The organism is Xanthomonas sp. NCPPB 3005 (assembly GCF_041228095.2).
Lineage (GTDB): Bacteria > Pseudomonadota > Gammaproteobacteria > Xanthomonadales > Xanthomonadaceae > Xanthomonas_A > Xanthomonas_A bonasiae.
Window position 1 is genome coordinate 1,561,995 of record NZ_CP166096.2, and the last position, 16,399, is coordinate 1,578,393.

The 16,399-nt window shown below is 69.6% G+C and carries 12 protein-coding genes; 9 read left to right on the forward strand and 3 right to left on the reverse strand.

Features of this window, described 5'->3' with window-relative positions; genetic code table 11:
* Window positions 1–38: 38 nt before the first annotated feature.
* The 5 genes from mrcB to AB8810_RS06705 all read left to right on the forward strand — a co-directional run bounded on the left by mrcB (window position 39) and on the right by AB8810_RS06705 (window position 6,901).
* Complete coding sequence (mrcB, locus tag AB8810_RS06685; RefSeq protein ID WP_179566502.1) at window positions 39–2,483, forward strand: penicillin-binding protein 1B; 2,445 nt, start codon at window positions 39–41, stop codon at window positions 2,481–2,483.
* A 16-nt stretch (window positions 2,484–2,499) separates the two neighbouring features.
* Window positions 2,500–3,024, forward strand: coding sequence for a hypothetical protein (locus AB8810_RS06690; RefSeq protein WP_369915900.1), 525 nt, complete (start codon window positions 2,500–2,502; stop codon window positions 3,022–3,024).
* A 182-nt stretch (window positions 3,025–3,206) separates the two neighbouring features.
* Complete coding sequence (locus AB8810_RS06695; protein ID WP_369915901.1) at window positions 3,207–5,207, forward strand: ATP-dependent DNA helicase; 2,001 nt, start codon at window positions 3,207–3,209, stop codon at window positions 5,205–5,207.
* A 78-nt stretch (window positions 5,208–5,285) separates the two neighbouring features.
* The gene (gene tsaB, locus AB8810_RS06700) at window positions 5,286–5,987 is read left to right on the forward strand and encodes a tRNA (adenosine(37)-N6)-threonylcarbamoyltransferase complex dimerization subunit type 1 TsaB (protein WP_179566498.1); all 702 of its coding nucleotides are present in this window, start codon (window positions 5,286–5,288) and stop codon (window positions 5,985–5,987) included.
* Window positions 5,984–6,901, forward strand: a complete 918-nt coding sequence (locus AB8810_RS06705; protein WP_369915902.1) for an ADP-ribosylglycohydrolase family protein — start codon at window positions 5,984–5,986, stop codon at window positions 6,899–6,901. The genes tsaB and AB8810_RS06705 overlap by 4 nt, the downstream gene beginning before the upstream one ends.
* Before the next feature lie 63 nt (window positions 6,902–6,964).
* On the opposite strand, the gene AB8810_RS06710 is transcribed toward AB8810_RS06705, so the two are convergent.
* The 3 genes from AB8810_RS06710 to gshB form a co-directional block, all read right to left on the reverse strand.
* Complete coding sequence (locus AB8810_RS06710; RefSeq protein WP_369915903.1) at window positions 6,965–9,961, reverse strand: TonB-dependent receptor plug domain-containing protein; 2,997 nt, start codon at window positions 9,959–9,961, stop codon at window positions 6,965–6,967.
* A gap of 956 nt (window positions 9,962–10,917) precedes the next feature.
* Entirely contained in the window at window positions 10,918–11,799 is an 882-nt protein-coding gene (locus AB8810_RS06715) for an energy transducer TonB (protein ID WP_179566492.1), read from the reverse strand.
* Window positions 11,796–12,746 (reverse strand): glutathione synthase, encoded by a 951-nt coding sequence (gshB, locus tag AB8810_RS06720; protein ID WP_191824312.1) that lies wholly within the window; start codon window positions 12,744–12,746, stop codon window positions 11,796–11,798. Before gshB ends, AB8810_RS06715 begins: the two co-directional genes overlap by 4 nt.
* A gap of 244 nt (window positions 12,747–12,990) precedes the next feature.
* Between gshB and pilG the strand changes: the two genes are divergently transcribed.
* Genes pilG through AB8810_RS06740 form a run of 4 tightly spaced genes read left to right on the forward strand, consistent with a single transcriptional unit; the run spans window position 12,991 to window position 16,381 of the window.
* Window positions 12,991–13,392 carry a twitching motility response regulator PilG gene (gene pilG / locus AB8810_RS06725; RefSeq protein ID WP_003472648.1) on the forward strand — a complete coding sequence of 134 codons (402 nt, stop codon included), beginning with the start codon at window positions 12,991–12,993 and terminating at the stop codon, window positions 13,390–13,392.
* Window positions 13,393–13,409: 17 nt separating this feature from the next.
* Complete coding sequence (locus AB8810_RS06730; protein ID WP_179566488.1) at window positions 13,410–13,772, forward strand: PleD family two-component system response regulator; 363 nt, start codon at window positions 13,410–13,412, stop codon at window positions 13,770–13,772.
* A 1-nt stretch (window position 13,773) separates the two neighbouring features.
* On the forward strand, window positions 13,774–14,304 hold the full coding sequence (locus tag AB8810_RS06735; protein WP_179566486.1) for a chemotaxis protein CheW: 531 nt from the start codon (window positions 13,774–13,776) through the stop codon (window positions 14,302–14,304).
* Between the two features lie 40 nt (window positions 14,305–14,344).
* A complete protein-coding gene (locus AB8810_RS06740) occupies window positions 14,345–16,381 on the forward strand; it encodes a methyl-accepting chemotaxis protein (protein ID WP_179566484.1) in 2,037 nt (678 codons plus the stop codon).
* The last annotated feature ends 18 nt before the right edge of the window (window positions 16,382–16,399 follow it).

A 16,399-nucleotide genomic window follows, 5' to 3' on the forward strand; every position in this document is an offset into this window, starting at 1 on the left:
TGCGCTAGACTCGCCGGAATTTACATTCTCGCATCCCCGTGCCACGACGCTACGACGACAACGACACCGACGATCAGGACACCGACGATCTCGACAGCGGCGCCTCGCCCTGGCGCCGGCGCCTGCTCACCTGGGGCCTGGCCGCCACCGCGCTGGGCCTGGGCTTCCTGATCCCGTACACGGTCTATCTGAACAAGCAGGTGACGCAGCGCTTCGGCGAACTGCGCTGGCAGATTCCGACCCGGGTCTACGCCCGCCCGCTGGCGCTGGCGCCGGACACGGCGATGGACGCGCAGACGCTGAAGACCGAACTGGACGCGGCCAGCTACCGCGAGGACGCCGGCGCGCAGCGCCCCGGCACCTACCAGCAGGACGGTAGCCGCTTCGTCATCGCCAGCCGCGGCTACGTCGACGTGGACGGCCGGGTCGCGCCCAGGCGCGTGGAAGTGAGCCTGTCCGGCGGCCGCGTGGCGGCGCTGCGCGATGCGCAGACGCGCAAGTCGCTGACGGCCGCGCGGCTGGATCCGGCGCGCATCGCCACCTTGTACGGGCAGAAACAGGAAGAGCGCCGGCTGGTGCGGGTGGACGAAGTGCCCGAGCTGCTGGTCACCGGCCTGCAGGCGGTGGAAGACCGCGACTTCAACTACCACCACGGCATCGACCTCAGCGGCATGGTGCGCGCGGCCTGGGTGATGGTGCGCTCCGGCGGCAAGAGCCGGCAGGGCGCCAGCACCCTGACCCAGCAGCTGGCGCGCAGCGGCCTGCTCGGCATCGGCAAGGAACAGACGCTCACCCGCAAGTTCAACGAGATCCTGTACGCGCTGATCATGGAAGCGCGTTACGACAAGCGCACCATCCTCGAGGCCTATCTGAACCAGGTCTACCTGGGCCAGCGCGGCAGCCAGGCGATCCACGGCGTGGCCTCGGGCGCGGAGTTCTGGTTCGGGCGCGAACTGGATTCGCTGCCGCCGGAGCAGGTGGCGCTGCTGATCGGCCTGGTCAAGGGGCCGTCCTACTACGACCCGCGGCGCTTCCCCGAGCGCGCGCTGGACCGGCGCAACTTCGTGCTCGGCAAGCTGCGCGAAAGCGAGCTGATCGACGAGCCCACCTACCGCAAGGCGCTGGCCGCGCCGTTGGGGGTGCCGGCCAATCCGGGGCTGGTCGCGGCCAACCGCTTCCCGGCCTATGTGGACCTGGTGCGCCGCCAGCTGGCGCGCGACTACCCGGAAAGCGCGCTGCAGGGCGCCGGGCTGAGCGTGCTGACCGGCATGTCGCCCTCGGCGCAGGCCTATGCCGAAGGCGCGGTGACCCGCACCCTGACCGCGCTGGAGACCAACAAGAAGCGGCCGCCGCTGCAGGCCGGGCTGGTGCTGACCGACACCCACAACGGCGACGTGCTGGCGGTGGTCGGCAGCCGCGACGTGTCGCAGCCCGGCTTCAATCGCGCGATCGAGGCGCAGCGCCAGGTCGGTTCGCTGCTCAAGCCGTTCGTGTACCTGCTGGCGCTGGCGCAGCCGGACCATTACTCGCTGGCCAGTTGGGTCGACGATTCGCCGGTGACGGTACAGCTCAGCCGCGGCAAGCGCTGGACCCCGGGCAACTCCGACAACCGCAGCCACGGCACGGTGCGCGTGGTCGATGCGCTGGCGCATTCGTACAACCAGGCCACGGTGCGGATCGGCATGCAGGTCGGGCCGGAGCGGGTGGCGCAGCTGATCAAGGTGCTGGCCGGGCTCGAGGCCGAGAACAATCCGTCGCTGATCCTGGGCGCGACCGACCAGAGCCCGTACGCGATGACCCAGCTGTACCAGTTCCTCGCCTCCGGCGGCGAGATCCAGCCGCTGCATGCGGTGCGCGGCGTGCTCGATCCGCAGGGCAAGCTGCTCAAACGCTACGACAAGGCCCCGGCGCCGGCGCAGGAAGGCGATTCGGTCGCCGCCAACCTGGTCGGGCTGGCGCTGCAGCAGGTGGTCAGCAACGGCACCGCGCGGCAGCTGCTCGGCGACGGCCTGGGCAAGCTGACCCCGGCCGGCAAGACCGGCACCAGCAACGATGGCGTGGACAGCTGGTACGCCGGCTACACCGGCGATCATCTGGCGGTGATCTGGATCGGCAACGACCAGAACAAGCAGACCGGCCTGTACGGCGCCACCGGCGCGATGCGGGTGTGGTCGGGCATCTTCGCGCGGCTGCCGAGTTCGCCGTTGAAGGTGCAGGGCAAGGGCATCGACTGGCAATGGATGGATCCGGCCGGCAGCAACAGCACCGATCCCAGTTGCCCTGGCGCGCGCCAGTTCCCGTTCGTGGTCGGCTTCGCCCCGGCGTATGCGCCGTGCGCGCCGCCGCAGGCGCTGCCCGAAGAAGGGCAGCCCGCTGCCGAGGGCGAGGAGAGTCGTGGCGGCGGCTGGCGCAGTTGGTTCGGCCTGGACAAGAAGAAAGAAGCGCCGCCCGCCGACGCGGCGTCCACCCCTCCGGCGCAATGATCCACGGATGCCTGCCATGACCCGATACACCCCCACCGTCGCCATCGCCGCGCTCAGCCTGCTGCTGGCCTCCTGCGTCAGCGCACCGCCGCCGCCGCCGCCGCCGCCGGTGGACACCACCACCCCGGCGCAGCGGCTGGCCGCGATCGAGGCCAGCGGCGGCGCCGACGACACCGAACTGAGCGTGCAGCCGTTGCGCGATCCGCAGGTCGAGGACCTGCGCGACAGCGCCAAGCGCAAGCGCGCGGCCGGCGACCTGGTCGGCGCGGCGGCGGCGCTGGACCAGGCCCTGCAACTGGTGCCGGAAGACCCGGCGCTGCTGCAGGATCGCGCCGAACTGGCCTTGCTGCTGAAGGACGACGCGGGCGCCGAGGCCTTCGCCAAGCGCGCCATCGACCTGGGCTCGCAGACCGGCCCGCTGTGCCGGCGCCACTGGGCCACCATCGAGCAGTCGCGGCTGGCCCGCGGGCAGAAGGAGAACGCGGCGTCCGCGCACGCGCATATCGAAGGCTGCACGGTGGCGGGCATCAAGCGTTATTGATCGGGAGCCGGGAATCGGGACTCGGGAATGGAGAATCGGTAAAAGCCGCGGCGTTCCTGGCGGGTTGCAATCGCGGCGACGGCTGGCCTTACTGCCCCGTTGGCGCCCACGGCAACTAGCGCAGTAGCAGCGCCGCTTTTACCCATTCCCGAATCCCGATTCCCCATTCCCGGCTTCCACCCATGTCCCTCAGCCACGCCAGCACCGAAGCGCTCAGCGAAGGCGGCGCGCTCGCCCGCCAGCTGGATGCGTTCGTGCCGCGTGCGGCGCAGCTGCGGCTGACCGCGGCGATCGCCGAGGCGTTCGAGCAGCGCGACGTGCTGCTCGCCGAGGCCGGCACCGGCACCGGCAAGACCTATGCGTACCTGGTGCCGGCGCTGCTGTCGGGACTGAAGACCATCGTCTCCACCGGCACCCGCGCGCTGCAGGACCAGCTCTACCACCGCGACCTGCCGCGGGTGCGCGCGGCGCTGGGCGTGGGCCTAAACAGCGCGCTGCTGAAGGGCCGCGCCAACTATCTGTGCAAGTACCGGCTGGAGCAGGCCAAGGGCGAGCCGCGCTTCACCTCGCGCGAGCAGATCGCGCAGTTCCAGCGCATCGTCGCCTGGGGCGGGCGCACCCGCTTCGGCGACATCGCCGAGCTGGAGGCGCTGCCCGACGATTCGCCGCTGCTGCCGATGGTCACCTCGACCATGGACAACTGCCTGGGCACCGAATGCCCGTTCTGGGGCGAGTGCTTCGTGGTGCAGGCGCGGCAACGCGCACAGGCCGCCGACGTGGTGGTGGTCAACCATCACCTGCTGTTGGCCGACCTGGCGCTGAAGCAGGAAGGCTTCGGCGAGATCCTGCCCGGCGCGCAGGTCTTCGTCATCGACGAGGCGCACCAGCTGCCGGAACTGGCGGCGAACTTCTTCGGCGAAAGCTTCGGCATGCGTCCGCTGCAGGAGCTGGCGCGCGACTGCCTGGCCGAGAGCCGCCACGTCGCCGGCGCGCTGGCCAGCCTGCAGGCGCCGGTGCAGGCGCTGGAGCAGGCCTTGCGCGAACTGCGCGCGGCGATGGAAGGGTTGCCCACCCGCGGCACGCAATGGCGGCTGCTGGCCAAGCCGCAGGTACGCGATGGCTTCGATGTGCTGCTGGCGGAACTGGCGCGCTTGCAGGAGGGCCTGGCGGGGCTGCGCGAGGCCTCGCCCGGCTTCGACGCCTGCGCCGCGCGCGCGCAGGAGATGCGCGCGCGCCTGGGCCACTGGCTCGGCGACGACGCGCCGATCCCCGATTTCGACGCCGAGCCGGCGCCACCGTCCAACGATGTGCTGTGGTACGAACTGAGCGCGCGCGGCTTCCGCTGCCAGCGCACGCCGCTGGACGTGTCCGGCCCGCTGCGCCTGCACCGCGAAAAGTCGCACGCGGCGTGGGTGTTCACCTCGGCGACGCTGGCGGTCAAGGGCGATTTCGAGCACATCGCCACCCGCCTGGGGCTGAGCGATCCGATGACCTTGCTGCAGCCCAGTCCGTTCGACTGGGCGCGGCAGGCGCTGTGCTATCTGCCGGCGCTGCCGGACCCGAACGCGCGCGGCTTCGGCACCGCGCTGATCGCGGCGTTGCATCCGGTGCTGCAGGCCTCGCAGGGCCGCGCCTTTCTGCTGTTCGCCTCGCACCGTGCGCTGCGCGAGGCCGCCGAGGCGCTGCGCGACGGGCCGTGGCCGCTGTTCGTGCAGGGCGAGGCGCCGCGCGCGAGCCTGCTGCAGCGCTTCCGCGAATCCGGCAACGGCGTGCTGCTCGGCTCCGCCAGTTTCCGCGAGGGCGTGGACGTGGTCGGCGATGCGCTGAGCGTGGTGGTGATCGACAAGCTGCCGTTCGCCGCGCCGGACGACCCGGTGTTCGAGGCGCGGTTGGACGCGATCCGCCGCGACGGCGGCAATCCGTTCCGCGACGAACAGCTGCCGCAGGCGGTGATCGCGCTGAAGCAGGGCGTGGGCCGGCTGATCCGCAGCGAGACCGACCGCGGCGTGCTGGTGCTGTGCGATCCGCGGCTGCTGTCCAAATCCTACGGCCGCACCTTCCTGGAGTCGCTGCCGCCGTTCGCGCGCACCCGCGATGTGGAGGACGTGCGTCAGTTCTTCGGCGCCGACGCCGCGCTGCCGGTGGATAATCACGAACACGTCGCCTCGCCGCCGTTCGACTAGCCGGCGCACGGCATCCGCTTTTGCTCCTCGCTTCGCTTTTTCGAATCCCCAATCCCGAATCCCCAATCCCGGCCTCCAATGAAAATTCTCGCCTTCGAAACCGCCACAGAAGCCCTCTCCGTCGCCGTGCATGTCGATGGCGCGGTGCGCGAGCGGTTCGAGCTGGCGCCGCGCCGGCATGCCGAGCTGGCGCTGCCGTGGGCCGAGCAGTTGCTGGCCGAGGCCGGCATCGCGCGCAGCCAGCTCGATGCGATCGCCTTCGGCCGCGGCCCCGGCGCGTTCACCGGGGTACGCCTGGCGATCGCGCTGGCGCAGGGCATCGCGCTGGCGCTGGACCTGCCGGTGCTGCCGGTGTCCACCCTGCATGCGCTGGCCTTGCGCGCGCCGGACGATGCGCCGCAGGTGCTGGCCGCGATCGACGCGCGCATGGGCGAGATCTATGCGGCGGCCTTCGTGCGCGATGCCGACGGCCTGCACGCGCTGACGCCCGAGCAGGTGCTGGTCCCGGACGCGTTCGTGCTGCCGCAGACGGACGCCCCCTGGCATGGCGTCGGCACCGGGCTGGCGGCGATCGACAACGCGCTGCAGCGGCGCCTGCACGCGCAGTTGCGCAGCGTCGATGCGCAGGCCCTGCCACATGCCGCCGACGTGCTGACCCTGGCGCTGGCGGCCCACGCGCGCGGCGAAGCGATCGCGCCGGAGCGCGCCGAACCGGCCTATCTGCGCGACAACGTCGCGCTGACCCTGGCCGAGCAGCAGGCGCAGCGGGCCGCACGATGAGCGCGGACGAGCGCGAGCGCGCGCGTTTTCGCGGCTGCCTGCTGGGCCTGGCGGTCGGCGATGCGCTCGGCACCACGCTGGAATTCAAGGCGCCGGGCAGCTTCGCGCCGATCGACGACATGGTGGGCGGCGGTCCGTTCGATCTGCAGCCCGGGCAGTGGACCGACGACACCTCGATGGCGTTGTGCCTGGCGCACAGCCTGCTGTACCGCGAAGGCTTCGATGCAGCGGACCAGATGAACCGCTATTGCAACTGGTACCGCCATGGCTACCTGAGCAGTACCGGCACATGTTTCGACATCGGCAACACCGTGCGCCAGGCGCTGGAGCGCTACCTGGACGGCGGCCCGGCCTTCAGCGGCAGCGCCGACCCGCGCGCGGCCGGCAACGGCTCGCTGATGCGGCTGGCGCCGGTGGCGATGTACTACGCGCATCGCCCCGAAGGACTGGCCGACCGCGCGGCGGACAGTTCGCGCACCACCCATGCCGCCGCCGAAGCGCTGGATGCCTGCCGGCTGTTCGCGTTGCAGTTGCGCGCGGCCCTGCTCGGCGGCGATCGCGTGCAGGTGCTGCAGGCGCCGGAGGTGGCCCTGGACACGCCGGCGCTGCGCGCGCTGGCCGTGCGCGACCATGCCGCGGTGCCGGCAACGCAGATTCGCGGCACCGGCTACGTGGTCGATGCGTTGTCGGCGGCGCTGTGGTGTTTCGCGACGACCGAGTGCTTCGCCGATGCGGTACTGCGCGCGGCGAATCTCGGCGACGACGCCGATACCACCGCGGCGATCTGCGGGCAGCTGGCCGGCGCCTTCTACGGCATCGACGGCATCCCCGCGGCCTGGCGCGAGCGTGTGCAGGACGCGGCGGACATCGTCGCGCTGGCCGATCGCCTGCATCAGGCCAGCGTGGCGGGATGACCGCATGCGGGGAGGCCGGCGATGGCTCGTCGGTCTCCCCGCGCTGCGGCCGCGCGGTAGCGGTCAGTAGTCGTAACTGACGCTCAGCCGCAGCGAGCGTGGTGCCTGGCTCACGAACGCCGCGCCATAGACCGGATCGCTCACGCCCGGGTCGGTTTCCGAATACGGGTACTTCCACAGCGTGGCCTGGCCGTTGAAGACGTTGAACACGTCCAGGTTGAAGGCCAGCTTGTGGTCGGCGTACGCCGGCCGCCACGACACCCCCAGATCGAGCTGCTTCAGCCACGGCAGCCGGCCCTGGCTGCCCGGAGGCGCCGCCTTGCCCTGGTAGTAGTGGTAGGCGATGCCATAGCCGGACGGGTCGCTCTGGTCGGCGCCGTAGGAACCCAGCGCGCTGAACGGCGAGCCGGACACCAGCTTGAGGTTGGCCGACACCAGCCATTCGGGATTGAACTGGTAATAGCCGTAGAACTTGAACTGATGGGTATGGTCGTTGCTCTGCGGGCCGTTGGTGTGTTCCATCAGCTGCGCGTAGTCCCAGGCCTGGGTGGTGGACACCGCGGTCTGGCCGATGCCCGACAGCAACTGGCCTTCGGTGGTGCCGTAGCTGCGCGACCAGGTGTAGTCGAAGCGCCCGTACCAGCGCTGGTCGAACGGGTGCTCCAGCGACAGGTTGAGCCCGTAGTAGTTGCGCTTGAACTTGGGAAAGCCGAGCTCGGCATTGCTCAGCGGGACGCTGACGTAGTTGCCCGAGGTGTCCACCAGGGTGAAGGTGTTGGACTTGCCCGGATTGATCAGCCAGCAGCTGACCGGATTGCTGTCCAGGGTCACCGTATGTCCTTGCGCGGCCGCCGCCGCGAACACCGTGTCGCTGTCGCAGTAGTCGTCCACGCCGCTGCGCAGGACCCGGTAGGTGCCCTTGGCGCCGTAGACCCAGTTGTCGCCCCAGGCCTTGGTGAAGCCGAGGATGAACTCGTCCTGGAACGAGGGCTTGATGCCCTGCGTGGCCACGGTCTTGGCATCGGGCAGGATGCCGTAGTTGTTGTTGGAGGAGACCGCGCCGGAGATCTGGGTCAGGTCGGTGGGGTAGCCGTTGGCGTCGATGCCGCCGTAGGTGTAATAGGTGGAGGTCGCCAGGGTCGCGCCGGCGGCATTGAATGCCGGGTTCAGCGGTAGCGCCAGGTAGTAGCGGCCGGCGTTGCCGTAGACCTTGAAGCGCGCGTCGCCGTCGACGTCCCAGCTGAAGCCCAGGCGCGGTGCCCATTGCCCGCTGGTCTGCTTGATGTACGCGTCGCCGTCGCGGTTGTAGTTGGTGAACTGGTCCAGGCGCAGGCCGAGGCTGAGCAGGAAGCGGTCGCTGACCTGCCAGTTGTCTTCGATGTACTGCGCGCGCTGCACCGCGCGCACCGAGGCCAGGGCGCTGTAGACGTACCTGCGCACGTAGTAGCCGTCCTCGCCGTTGGCGTAGCCGCCGGTGGCCGGCACGCCGAGGCCGGTGTTGATCGGTATGTCCGGATTGGATTGGCCGTAGATCCATTGGTACCCATCGCCCGAGGCCACCGAGCCGCGGTTGAGCGCGCGCGCGTTCTGGTTGTCGATGCCGACGGTGATGCTGTGCGCGCCGATGACGTAGTTCAGGTCCAGCCGCAGGTTGTCGGTGCGGTTGCCGCGGTCGGGATCGACCAGCAGCGAAGTGGTCTGCGTATTGGTGATCGGGGTGCCGCCGGTGTAGGCCGGGTTCTGGAACGAGGTGCCGCTGAGGTAGGTCAGCGCGCCGTTGTAGGTGGGGTTGCCGGTGTAGTCGTCTGTGCGCTGCTTGCCGTACTGGGCGCTGAAGGTCAGGCGGTCGGTGAGGTAGCCGGTGTACTTGGCGGTCCACAGGTCGCCGCCGGTCTTGGTGGTGTTGGCGTCGCCACGCAGGTCGCCGATGTCGTAGCCGCTGTACTCGTAGTACTTGCCGCGGGTGATGTAGCGGCTGGAGGCGCCGGTGATCTCCAGCAACTGGTTGTCGCTGATGTTCCAGTCGAGCTTGGTGTACCAGCTCGGCCGGCGGTAGTGGTAGTCGTAGTAATACTCGCCCGGGGTGGTTTCGCGCGCGCCGTAGAACCTGTCGCCGTTCTGGCGCTGCAGTTCGTAGGAGCCGAAGAAGAACAGCTTGTCCTCGATCAGCGGGCCGCCCGCGTACAGGCTCTGGGTGCTGAGCGTGGAACCGCTCTTGCTGTCCGGCCGGTACAGCGCGCCGTTGCCGGGCGCGTAGACGTCCTTCTGCGAGGAGCGCAGGCCATCGGGTTCCCAGGTGGCCTGGCCGCCGAAATGCCATTCGTTGCTGCCGCGCTTGCCGACCGCGTTGATCACGCCGCCGTCGGAACGCCCGTACTTGGCGCTGTAACCGCCGGTGTAGACCTCCAACTGGTCGATGCTGCCGTAGGGCAGGGTCAGTCCGCCCAGTCCGCGCAGCGGGTCGGTAGTGTTGAAGCCGTTGATGTAATAGGCGTTCTCCGCAGCCGAGGAGCCGCCGAAGCTGAGCAGTTGCGCGCCGGTCGGGCCGGTATAGGTGCCGCTGCCGCTGTTGCCGGCCACGCCGGGCGCCAGCTGCGCGATCGCCTCGGCCGAGCGTCCCAGCGGCAATCGCTGCAGCTGTTCGGCGTTGATCACGGTGCGCGAGTCCACGCTGCTCACGTCGATCGCGGCGGCGGCGCGGTCGGCGCTGACGTTGACCCCGGTCAGACTGGTGACCGCGGCGAAGGAGACGTCGGTGACTGCGCCGACGGTGAGGCCGACGCCTTCGCGGCTGCCGAGCACGGCGTCGTCGGCGCCCTTGGCGACGACGGTGTAGGTGCCAAGCGGCAGCTGGCCGATGCTATAGCGGCCGCGCGCATCGACCGCGACTTCGCGGCTGAGGCCGCTGTCGCTGCGCACCTGCACGCGCTGCGCATTGGCCGGCGCCTGGCCAGCGACGGTACCGGTGGTGGACTGGGCCAGGGCGGCGGGCGCAGCGAGGGCGGCGCCCAGCGCCAGCGCGAGCAGGGCGGGCCTGCGAAGGAGGTGGGGCTTTTTCATGGAGGAGGCGGCTCGGGGTAGTGGGGGGCGGGGACGCGCCGCGCCGGCCTCCGAGTCACTCGTCCTTGGCGATGCGGTGTGCGCGGTAACGTTCCCCGCCACCATTAACCTTAATGTGACGCCTATTCAGAAATGCCGCGTCGTTATGTCGCTGGCATGAATCGTTATCTCGGGCGCTGCCATGGGCATGCATGCGGCGCCACGCGGTGCAAAGGGCAACTCCCTTCTCCCGTCGGGAGAAGGTGCCCCGAAGGGGCGGATGAGGGTACGGGGCGAAGCCTCAAAACGTTCAGTGCCACCGGACGATCCGTGCCGGCCGCACCCTCACCCCAACCCCTCTCCCGGTGGGAGAGGGGCTCGGTTTGTCCCTTCTCCCATCGGGAGAAGGTGCCCCGTAGGGGCGGATGAGGGTACGGGCGAAGCCTCGAAACGTTCAGTGCCGCCAGGCGGTCCGTGGCGGCCGCACCCTCACCCCAATCCCTCTCCCGGTGGGAGAGGGGCTCGGTTTGTCCCTTCTCCCATCGGGAGAAGGTGCCCCGCAGGGGCGGATGAGGGTACGGGCGCAGCCTCGAAACGTTGGGTGTCGCCACGCAGTCCGTGCCGGCCGCACCCTCACCCCAACCCCTCTCCCGGTGGGAGAGGGGCTCGGTTTGTCCCTTCTCCCATCGGGAGAAGGTGCCCCGCAGGGGCGGATGAGGGTACGGGCGAAGCCTCGAAACGTTCAGTGCCGCCAAGCGGTCCGTGGCGGCCGCACCCTCACCCCAACCCCTCTCCCGGTGGGAGAGGGGCTCGGTTTGTCCCTTCTCCCATCGGGAGAAGGTGCCCCGCAGGGGCGGATGAGGGTACGGGCGCAGCCTCGAAACGTTCAGTGCCGCCAGGCAGTCCGTGCCGGCCGTACCCTCACCCCAACCCCTCTCCCGGTGGGAGAGGGGCCAATTGCTTCAGCCGCCGCTCGCTCAGCGGTCGTCGCGCAGCGTGCCGCCGGGCAGGAACACCCAGGTGCGGGTGACCTGCAGGATGTCGATGTTGTCTTCGGTATGCGGCAGCGGCGGGAACGGTTGCGCCAGCTGCACCACCCGCATCGCCGCAGCGTCGAGCATCGGCACGCCGCTGGAGCGCAGGATGCGGCTGCTCTCGACGCTGCCGTCGCGGCGCACGCCGACGCTGATCACCACCTGGCCGCCCAGCCGCTGCCGTCGCGCCTCGTCGGGATAGTTGAGGTTGCCGACGCGCTCGGCACGGTCGACCCAGGCGCGCAGGTAATTGGCGTAGGCGTATTCGCGGGTGCTGGCGGAGACGAACTTGCGGTTCGGGCGCTTGGCGTACTGCTCCGACCGCAGGTGCACTTCGGCGGCCAGGCGCGCCATCTCCGCGTCGCGCTGCTCGCGCTGCGCATCCACCGGCTGGGTCGGGGCGTCGGTGCGCGGCTGGGTCTGCGCTGCCGGCTGCGGCTGCTCGCCGCGCGCGCTGCTGACCACGCGCGGGGTCGGCTCCGGTGCCGCCGCCGCGGTCTGCGCGCGCAGCGCCTGCGGCGCCAGGCCGTCGTGCTGCTGCGGCACGATCCCGGGCTGGCTGTCGCGCGGGCGCTGCGCCTTGTCGTGGTCGCCGCCGCCCTGCTGGTTGGCCTGGGCCAGGAAGTCGGCCTGCTTCGGCGTCAGCGGGGTGCTGGTCTGGCTGAAGATCACGTCCAGGGTCGGCACCAGCGGCGCGTCGTCGTCGATCGCGAAGCCGACCCCCAGGATCAGCAGGCCGTGCACGATCAGCGACAGCACCAGGGTGGCGCCGAGCCTGTCGCGCTCGCCGATGCGCGGCGCGGGCGTCGCGGCGGCCGCGCTCATCGCGCCGGGTAGGCCTCGATCGCGTCGAACAGTAGCCCGGCGATGTTCAGCCCGAACTGCGCGTCCAGTTCGCGCACGCAGGTCGGGCTGGTGACGTTGACCTCGGTGAGGAAATCGCCGATCACGTCCAGGCCGACGAAGCGCATGCCGCGCCGTTTCATCTCCGGGCCGACCTGGGCGGCGATCCAGCGGTCGCGCTCGCTCAGCGGGCGGCCTTCGCCGCGGCCGCCGGCGGCCAGGTTGCCGCGGAATTCGTCGCCCTGCGGGATCCGCGCCAGGCAGTAGTCCACCGGCACCCCATCGACCAGCAGGATGCGCTTGTCGCCGGCGCTGATGTCGGGAATGAACCGCTGCGCCAGGGCCAGGGTACGGCCGCCGTCGGTCAGCGTCTCCAGGATCACGTTGAGGTTGGGGTCGCCGGTGCCGCTGCGGAAGATCGAGCGCCCGCCCATGCCGTCCAGCGGCTTCAGCACCGCCTGGCCGTGCTCGAGCACGAACGCCTTCAGCGCGGCCGCGTCGCGGCTGACCAGGGTCGGCGGGCAGCATTGCGGGAACAGCTGCGCGGCCAGCTTCTCGTTGAAGTCGCGCAGGCCCTGCGGGTCGTTGACCACCTGCGCGCCGGCGCGCTGGGCCACGCTCAGCACGTGGGTGTCGTACAGGAATTCCGAATCGAATGGCGGGTCCTTGCGCATCAGCACCACCTGCCCGGTGCCGAACGCCAGCTCGGCGAACGCGCCAAGTTCGAACCAGCCGGTCTTGTCGTCGCGCACCTGCAGCGGCGCCGCCTGGGCCAGCGCGCGGCCCTCGCGCAGCGACAGCCCGCCGGGGCGCACGTAGTGCAACCGATGCCCGCGGCGCTGCGCTTCCAGCAACATCGCGAAGGTAGTGTCTTTGGCAATCTTGATGCTGGCGATGGGATCCATCACCACGATGACATCGAACGACATGGCGTTACCCGGGGGACTGAGCGGAGGATGGTAGCGGGTCGGCGGCAGGGGTGCGCAAGGGCCGCGGCACGGGGCCATGCGCTGCCCTGCGGCGGCAATCAAACTGTGACATAGTTAGCGCTGGAAAGTGATCCAAAGCAGAGCCGTGGCGGCGGCCTTGACAGTCCGAGCGGGTCTTGGGATACATGTCGTTTCGCAGCGACGTCGGAACCGATGAAGCGTCGCGCGCCTGGGGGGCAAGTGAATGAGTGAAAACACGACTGCGGGTGGGGAACTCGCAGGACTGAGGGTCATGGTGATCGATGACTCGAAGACGATCCGTCGTACTGCCGAAACGCTGTTGAAGCGCGAGGGGTGTGAGGTGGTCACTGCCACCGACGGCTTCGAGGCCTTGGCCAAGATCGCCGATCAGCAACCGCAGATCATCTTCGTGGACATCATGATGCCCCGGCTGGACGGCTATCAGACCTGCGCGCTGATCAAGGGCAACCAGCTGTTCAAGGCGACGCCGGTGATCATGCTGTCCTCCAAGGACGGCCTGTTCGACAAGGCGCGCGGGCGCATCGTCGGTTCCGAGCAGTACCTCACCAAACCCTTCACACGCGAAGAACTGCTGGGCGCGATCCGTACATACGTCAACGCCTGACCAGGGGGAAAGGCACCATGGCTCGAATCTTGTTGATCGAGGACTCACCGACCGACCGGGCGGTGTTTACGCAGTGGCTGGAAAAAGCCGGGCACGAGGTGCTCGCCACCGACAACGCCGAGGACGGGCTGAAGATCGTCCGCGAGCAGGCGCCCAGCCTGGTGCTGATGGACGTGGTGCTGCCGGGGATGAGCGGCTTCCAGGCCACCCGCGCGCTGTCGCGCGACGAGGCCACCCGGCACATCCCTGTGCTGATCATCAGCACCAAGAGCATGGAGACCGACAAGGTCTGGGGCATGCGCCAGGGCGCCACCGACTACATCGTCAAGCCGCCGCGCGAAGACGAGCTGATCGCCCGCATCAACCAGCTGGTCGGCTGACGTGCGTTCGCCCTTCGACATCCTCGAGGCCTACGAGCGGCGCAGCCTGGCGCACGCGGTGCAGATGCCCGAGCGCGAATTCGACGAGGACATCTGGCGCGGGGTCGGCTTCCGCGTCGGCAACCGCCATCTGGTGTCCGACTTCCGCGAGGTGGTGGAAATCGTGCGCATGCCGCCGATCACCCCGGTGCCGGGCGCGCAGCCGTGGCTGCTGGGCGTGGGCAACCTGCGCGGCAACCTGTTCCCGGTGGTCGATTTGAAGCAGTTCATGGAAGGCCAGCGCACCTCGCTGCTGGAGGGCCAGCGCGTGCTGATCATGCGCCAGAGCGGCGGCGACGTGGCGTTGACCATCGACGAACTGTTCGGCCAGCGCAGCTTCGCCGAATCGCAGGCGGTGGAACCCGGCGACCTGGCGCAGGGCCGCTACGCGCACTTCGTCGACCGCGCGTTCCGCGGCGACACCCACGACTGGGGCGTGTTCTCGCTGTCGCTGCTGTCGCGCACACCCGAATTCCGTCAAGCCGCCGCCTGAGCGCGCGGCCTGCCTTCGCATCGAAGATCGAGGTCGAATCATGAGTACTGCACCGGACGCCCCCAAGGCCAGCAAGCTTGGCAGCGTGGGGACGAGTTTCTGGCTGGGCCTGTTGGCGCTGTCGCTGATCGTGTTCGGCGCCAATACCGGCGTGGCCACCTGGCAGGGCAACCGCCTGGCCGGCGCCAGCACCGGCGCGGCCGATCTGCAGGTGCTGTCGCAGCAGCTGGCCAACCAGGCGCGCGACGCGGTGTCCGGCAACGCCGCCACCTACAAGGAATTCAAGCAGACCAAGACGCGAGTGGAGAGCACCGTCGCCGGGCTCAACGCGCGCTACGCCAACGAGACCGGCATCGCCGGCCCGCTGGCCGAACTCAACCGCACCTGGACCCCGCTGGGCAAGAACGCGCAGCAGGTGGTGGACAGCGAACCGGCGGTGCTGGCGCTGGCCGGCAATGCCGAGCGTTTCGTCGGCGGCGTGCCGCAGCTGCAGGCGCAGTTGAACGAGGTGGTGCGCGCGATGACCGTCGGCGGCGCCCCCGCCGCGCAGATCTACAACACCCTGCAGCAGGTGGTGGTGGCCGGCACCATGGCCCGCCGCGTCACCGAGATGCGGGCCGGCGGCAGCGGTGCGGCCAGCGCCGGCGATGCGCTGGCGCGCGACTCGGTGGTGTTCGGGCAGATGCTCGAAGGCCTGCGCAACGGCAACGAGGAACTGGGCATCGCGCCGGTGCGCAACGCCGCCGCGCTGGCCGCGCTGGAGCAGTCACAGGCGCAGTGGGCGGAAATGAAGAAGGACCTGGACGCGCTGCTGGCCAGCTCGCGCAGCCTGTTCGCCGCGCAGTCCTCGGCCGCGGCGCTGACCGCCGGCTCGGACAAGATGCTCGACGACAGCAAGAAGCTGTTCGACGCCTTCTCCGCGTTCGGCTCCACCCGCGACACCCGCCTGTTCCCGAACTTCTGGCTGGGCGTGGTGTCCGGCCTGCTGGCGCTGCTGTCGATCATCGGCTTCGTCTGGACCTCGGTGCGCAGCCGCACCCGCGACCAGGAAATCCGCTACCAGACCCAGGTCGAATACAACAGCCGCAACCAGCAGGCGATCATGCGCCTGCTCGACGAAATCAGTTCGCTCGGCGAAGGCGACCTGACCGTCAAGGCCTCGGTCACCGAGGACATGACCGGCGCCATCGCCGACGCGATCAACTACGCGGTCGACGAGCTGCGCCACCTGGTGACCACGATCAACGACACCTCGGCCAAGGTCGCCATCTCCACCGAGGAAACCCAGGCCACCGCGCTGCAGCTGGCCGAGGCCGCCGGCCACCAGGCCGAGCAGATCGGTTCGGCGTCCGAGCGCATCAACGAAATCGCGGCCAGCATCGAACAGGTCTCGCGCAACTCCAGCGAGTCGGCCGAAGTGGCGCAGCGCTCGGTGGTGATCGCCGCCGAGGGCGCCGGCGTGGTCCGCGAGACCATCCAGGGCATGGACCAGATCCGCGACCAGATCCAGGAAACCTCCAAGCGCATCAAGCGCCTGGGCGAATCGACCCAGGAGATCGGCTCGATCGTCGAACTGATCAACGACATTTCCGAGCAGACCAACATCCTGGCGCTCAACGCCGCGGTGCAGGCCGCCTCGGCGGGCGAGGCCGGCCGCGGTTTCGCGCTGGTCGCCGACGAAGTGCAGCGCCTGGCCGAACGCACCTCCGGCGCCACGCGTCGCATCGAAGGCCTGGTGCAGACCATTCAGGCCGATACCAACGAAGCGGTCAGCTCGATGGAGCAGACCACTTCCGAAGTGGTGTCCGGCGCGCGCCTGGCCGAAGACGCCGGCACCGCGCTGACCGAGATCGAGCGCGTCTCCAACGCGCTCAACAACCTGATCAAGAACATCTCCATCGCCGCGCACCAGCAGTCCGCCGCGGCGACCGACATCACCCAGACGATGGACGTGATCCGCCGCATCACCGGGCAGACCTCGCAGGGTGCCGGCCAGACCGCCGAATCGATCGGACGGCTGGCGCAGCTGGCGGCGGACCTGCGGCGCTCGGTCGCCGACTTCAAGCTGCCGGCGTGAGCGGATCGGAACAGGGTG

Bases quoted from the DNA above. Each gene is read 5' to 3' on its own strand.
- AB8810_RS06690 (WP_369915900.1), top strand. From the start codon at position 2,500: ATGACCCGATACACCCCCACCGTCGCCATCGCCGCGCTCAGCCTGCTG.
- AB8810_RS06695 (WP_369915901.1), top strand. From the start codon at position 3,207: ATGTCCCTCAGCCACGCCAGCACCGAAGCGCTCAGCGAAGGCGGCGCG.
- tsaB (WP_179566498.1), top strand. From the start codon at position 5,286: ATGAAAATTCTCGCCTTCGAAACCGCCACAGAAGCCCTCTCCGTCGCC.
- AB8810_RS06705 (WP_369915902.1), top strand. From the start codon at position 5,984: ATGAGCGCGGACGAGCGCGAGCGCGCGCGTTTTCGCGGCTGCCTGCTG.
- AB8810_RS06710 (WP_369915903.1), bottom strand. From the start codon at position 9,961: ATGAAAAAGCCCCACCTCCTTCGCAGGCCCGCCCTGCTCGCGCTGGCG.
- AB8810_RS06715 (WP_179566492.1), bottom strand. From the start codon at position 11,799: ATGAGCGCGGCCGCCGCGACGCCCGCGCCGCGCATCGGCGAGCGCGAC.
- gshB (WP_191824312.1), bottom strand. From the start codon at position 12,746: ATGTCGTTCGATGTCATCGTGGTGATGGATCCCATCGCCAGCATCAAG.
- pilG (WP_003472648.1), top strand. From the start codon at position 12,991: ATGAGTGAAAACACGACTGCGGGTGGGGAACTCGCAGGACTGAGGGTC.
- AB8810_RS06730 (WP_179566488.1), top strand. From the start codon at position 13,410: ATGGCTCGAATCTTGTTGATCGAGGACTCACCGACCGACCGGGCGGTG.
- AB8810_RS06740 (WP_179566484.1), top strand. From the start codon at position 14,345: ATGAGTACTGCACCGGACGCCCCCAAGGCCAGCAAGCTTGGCAGCGTG.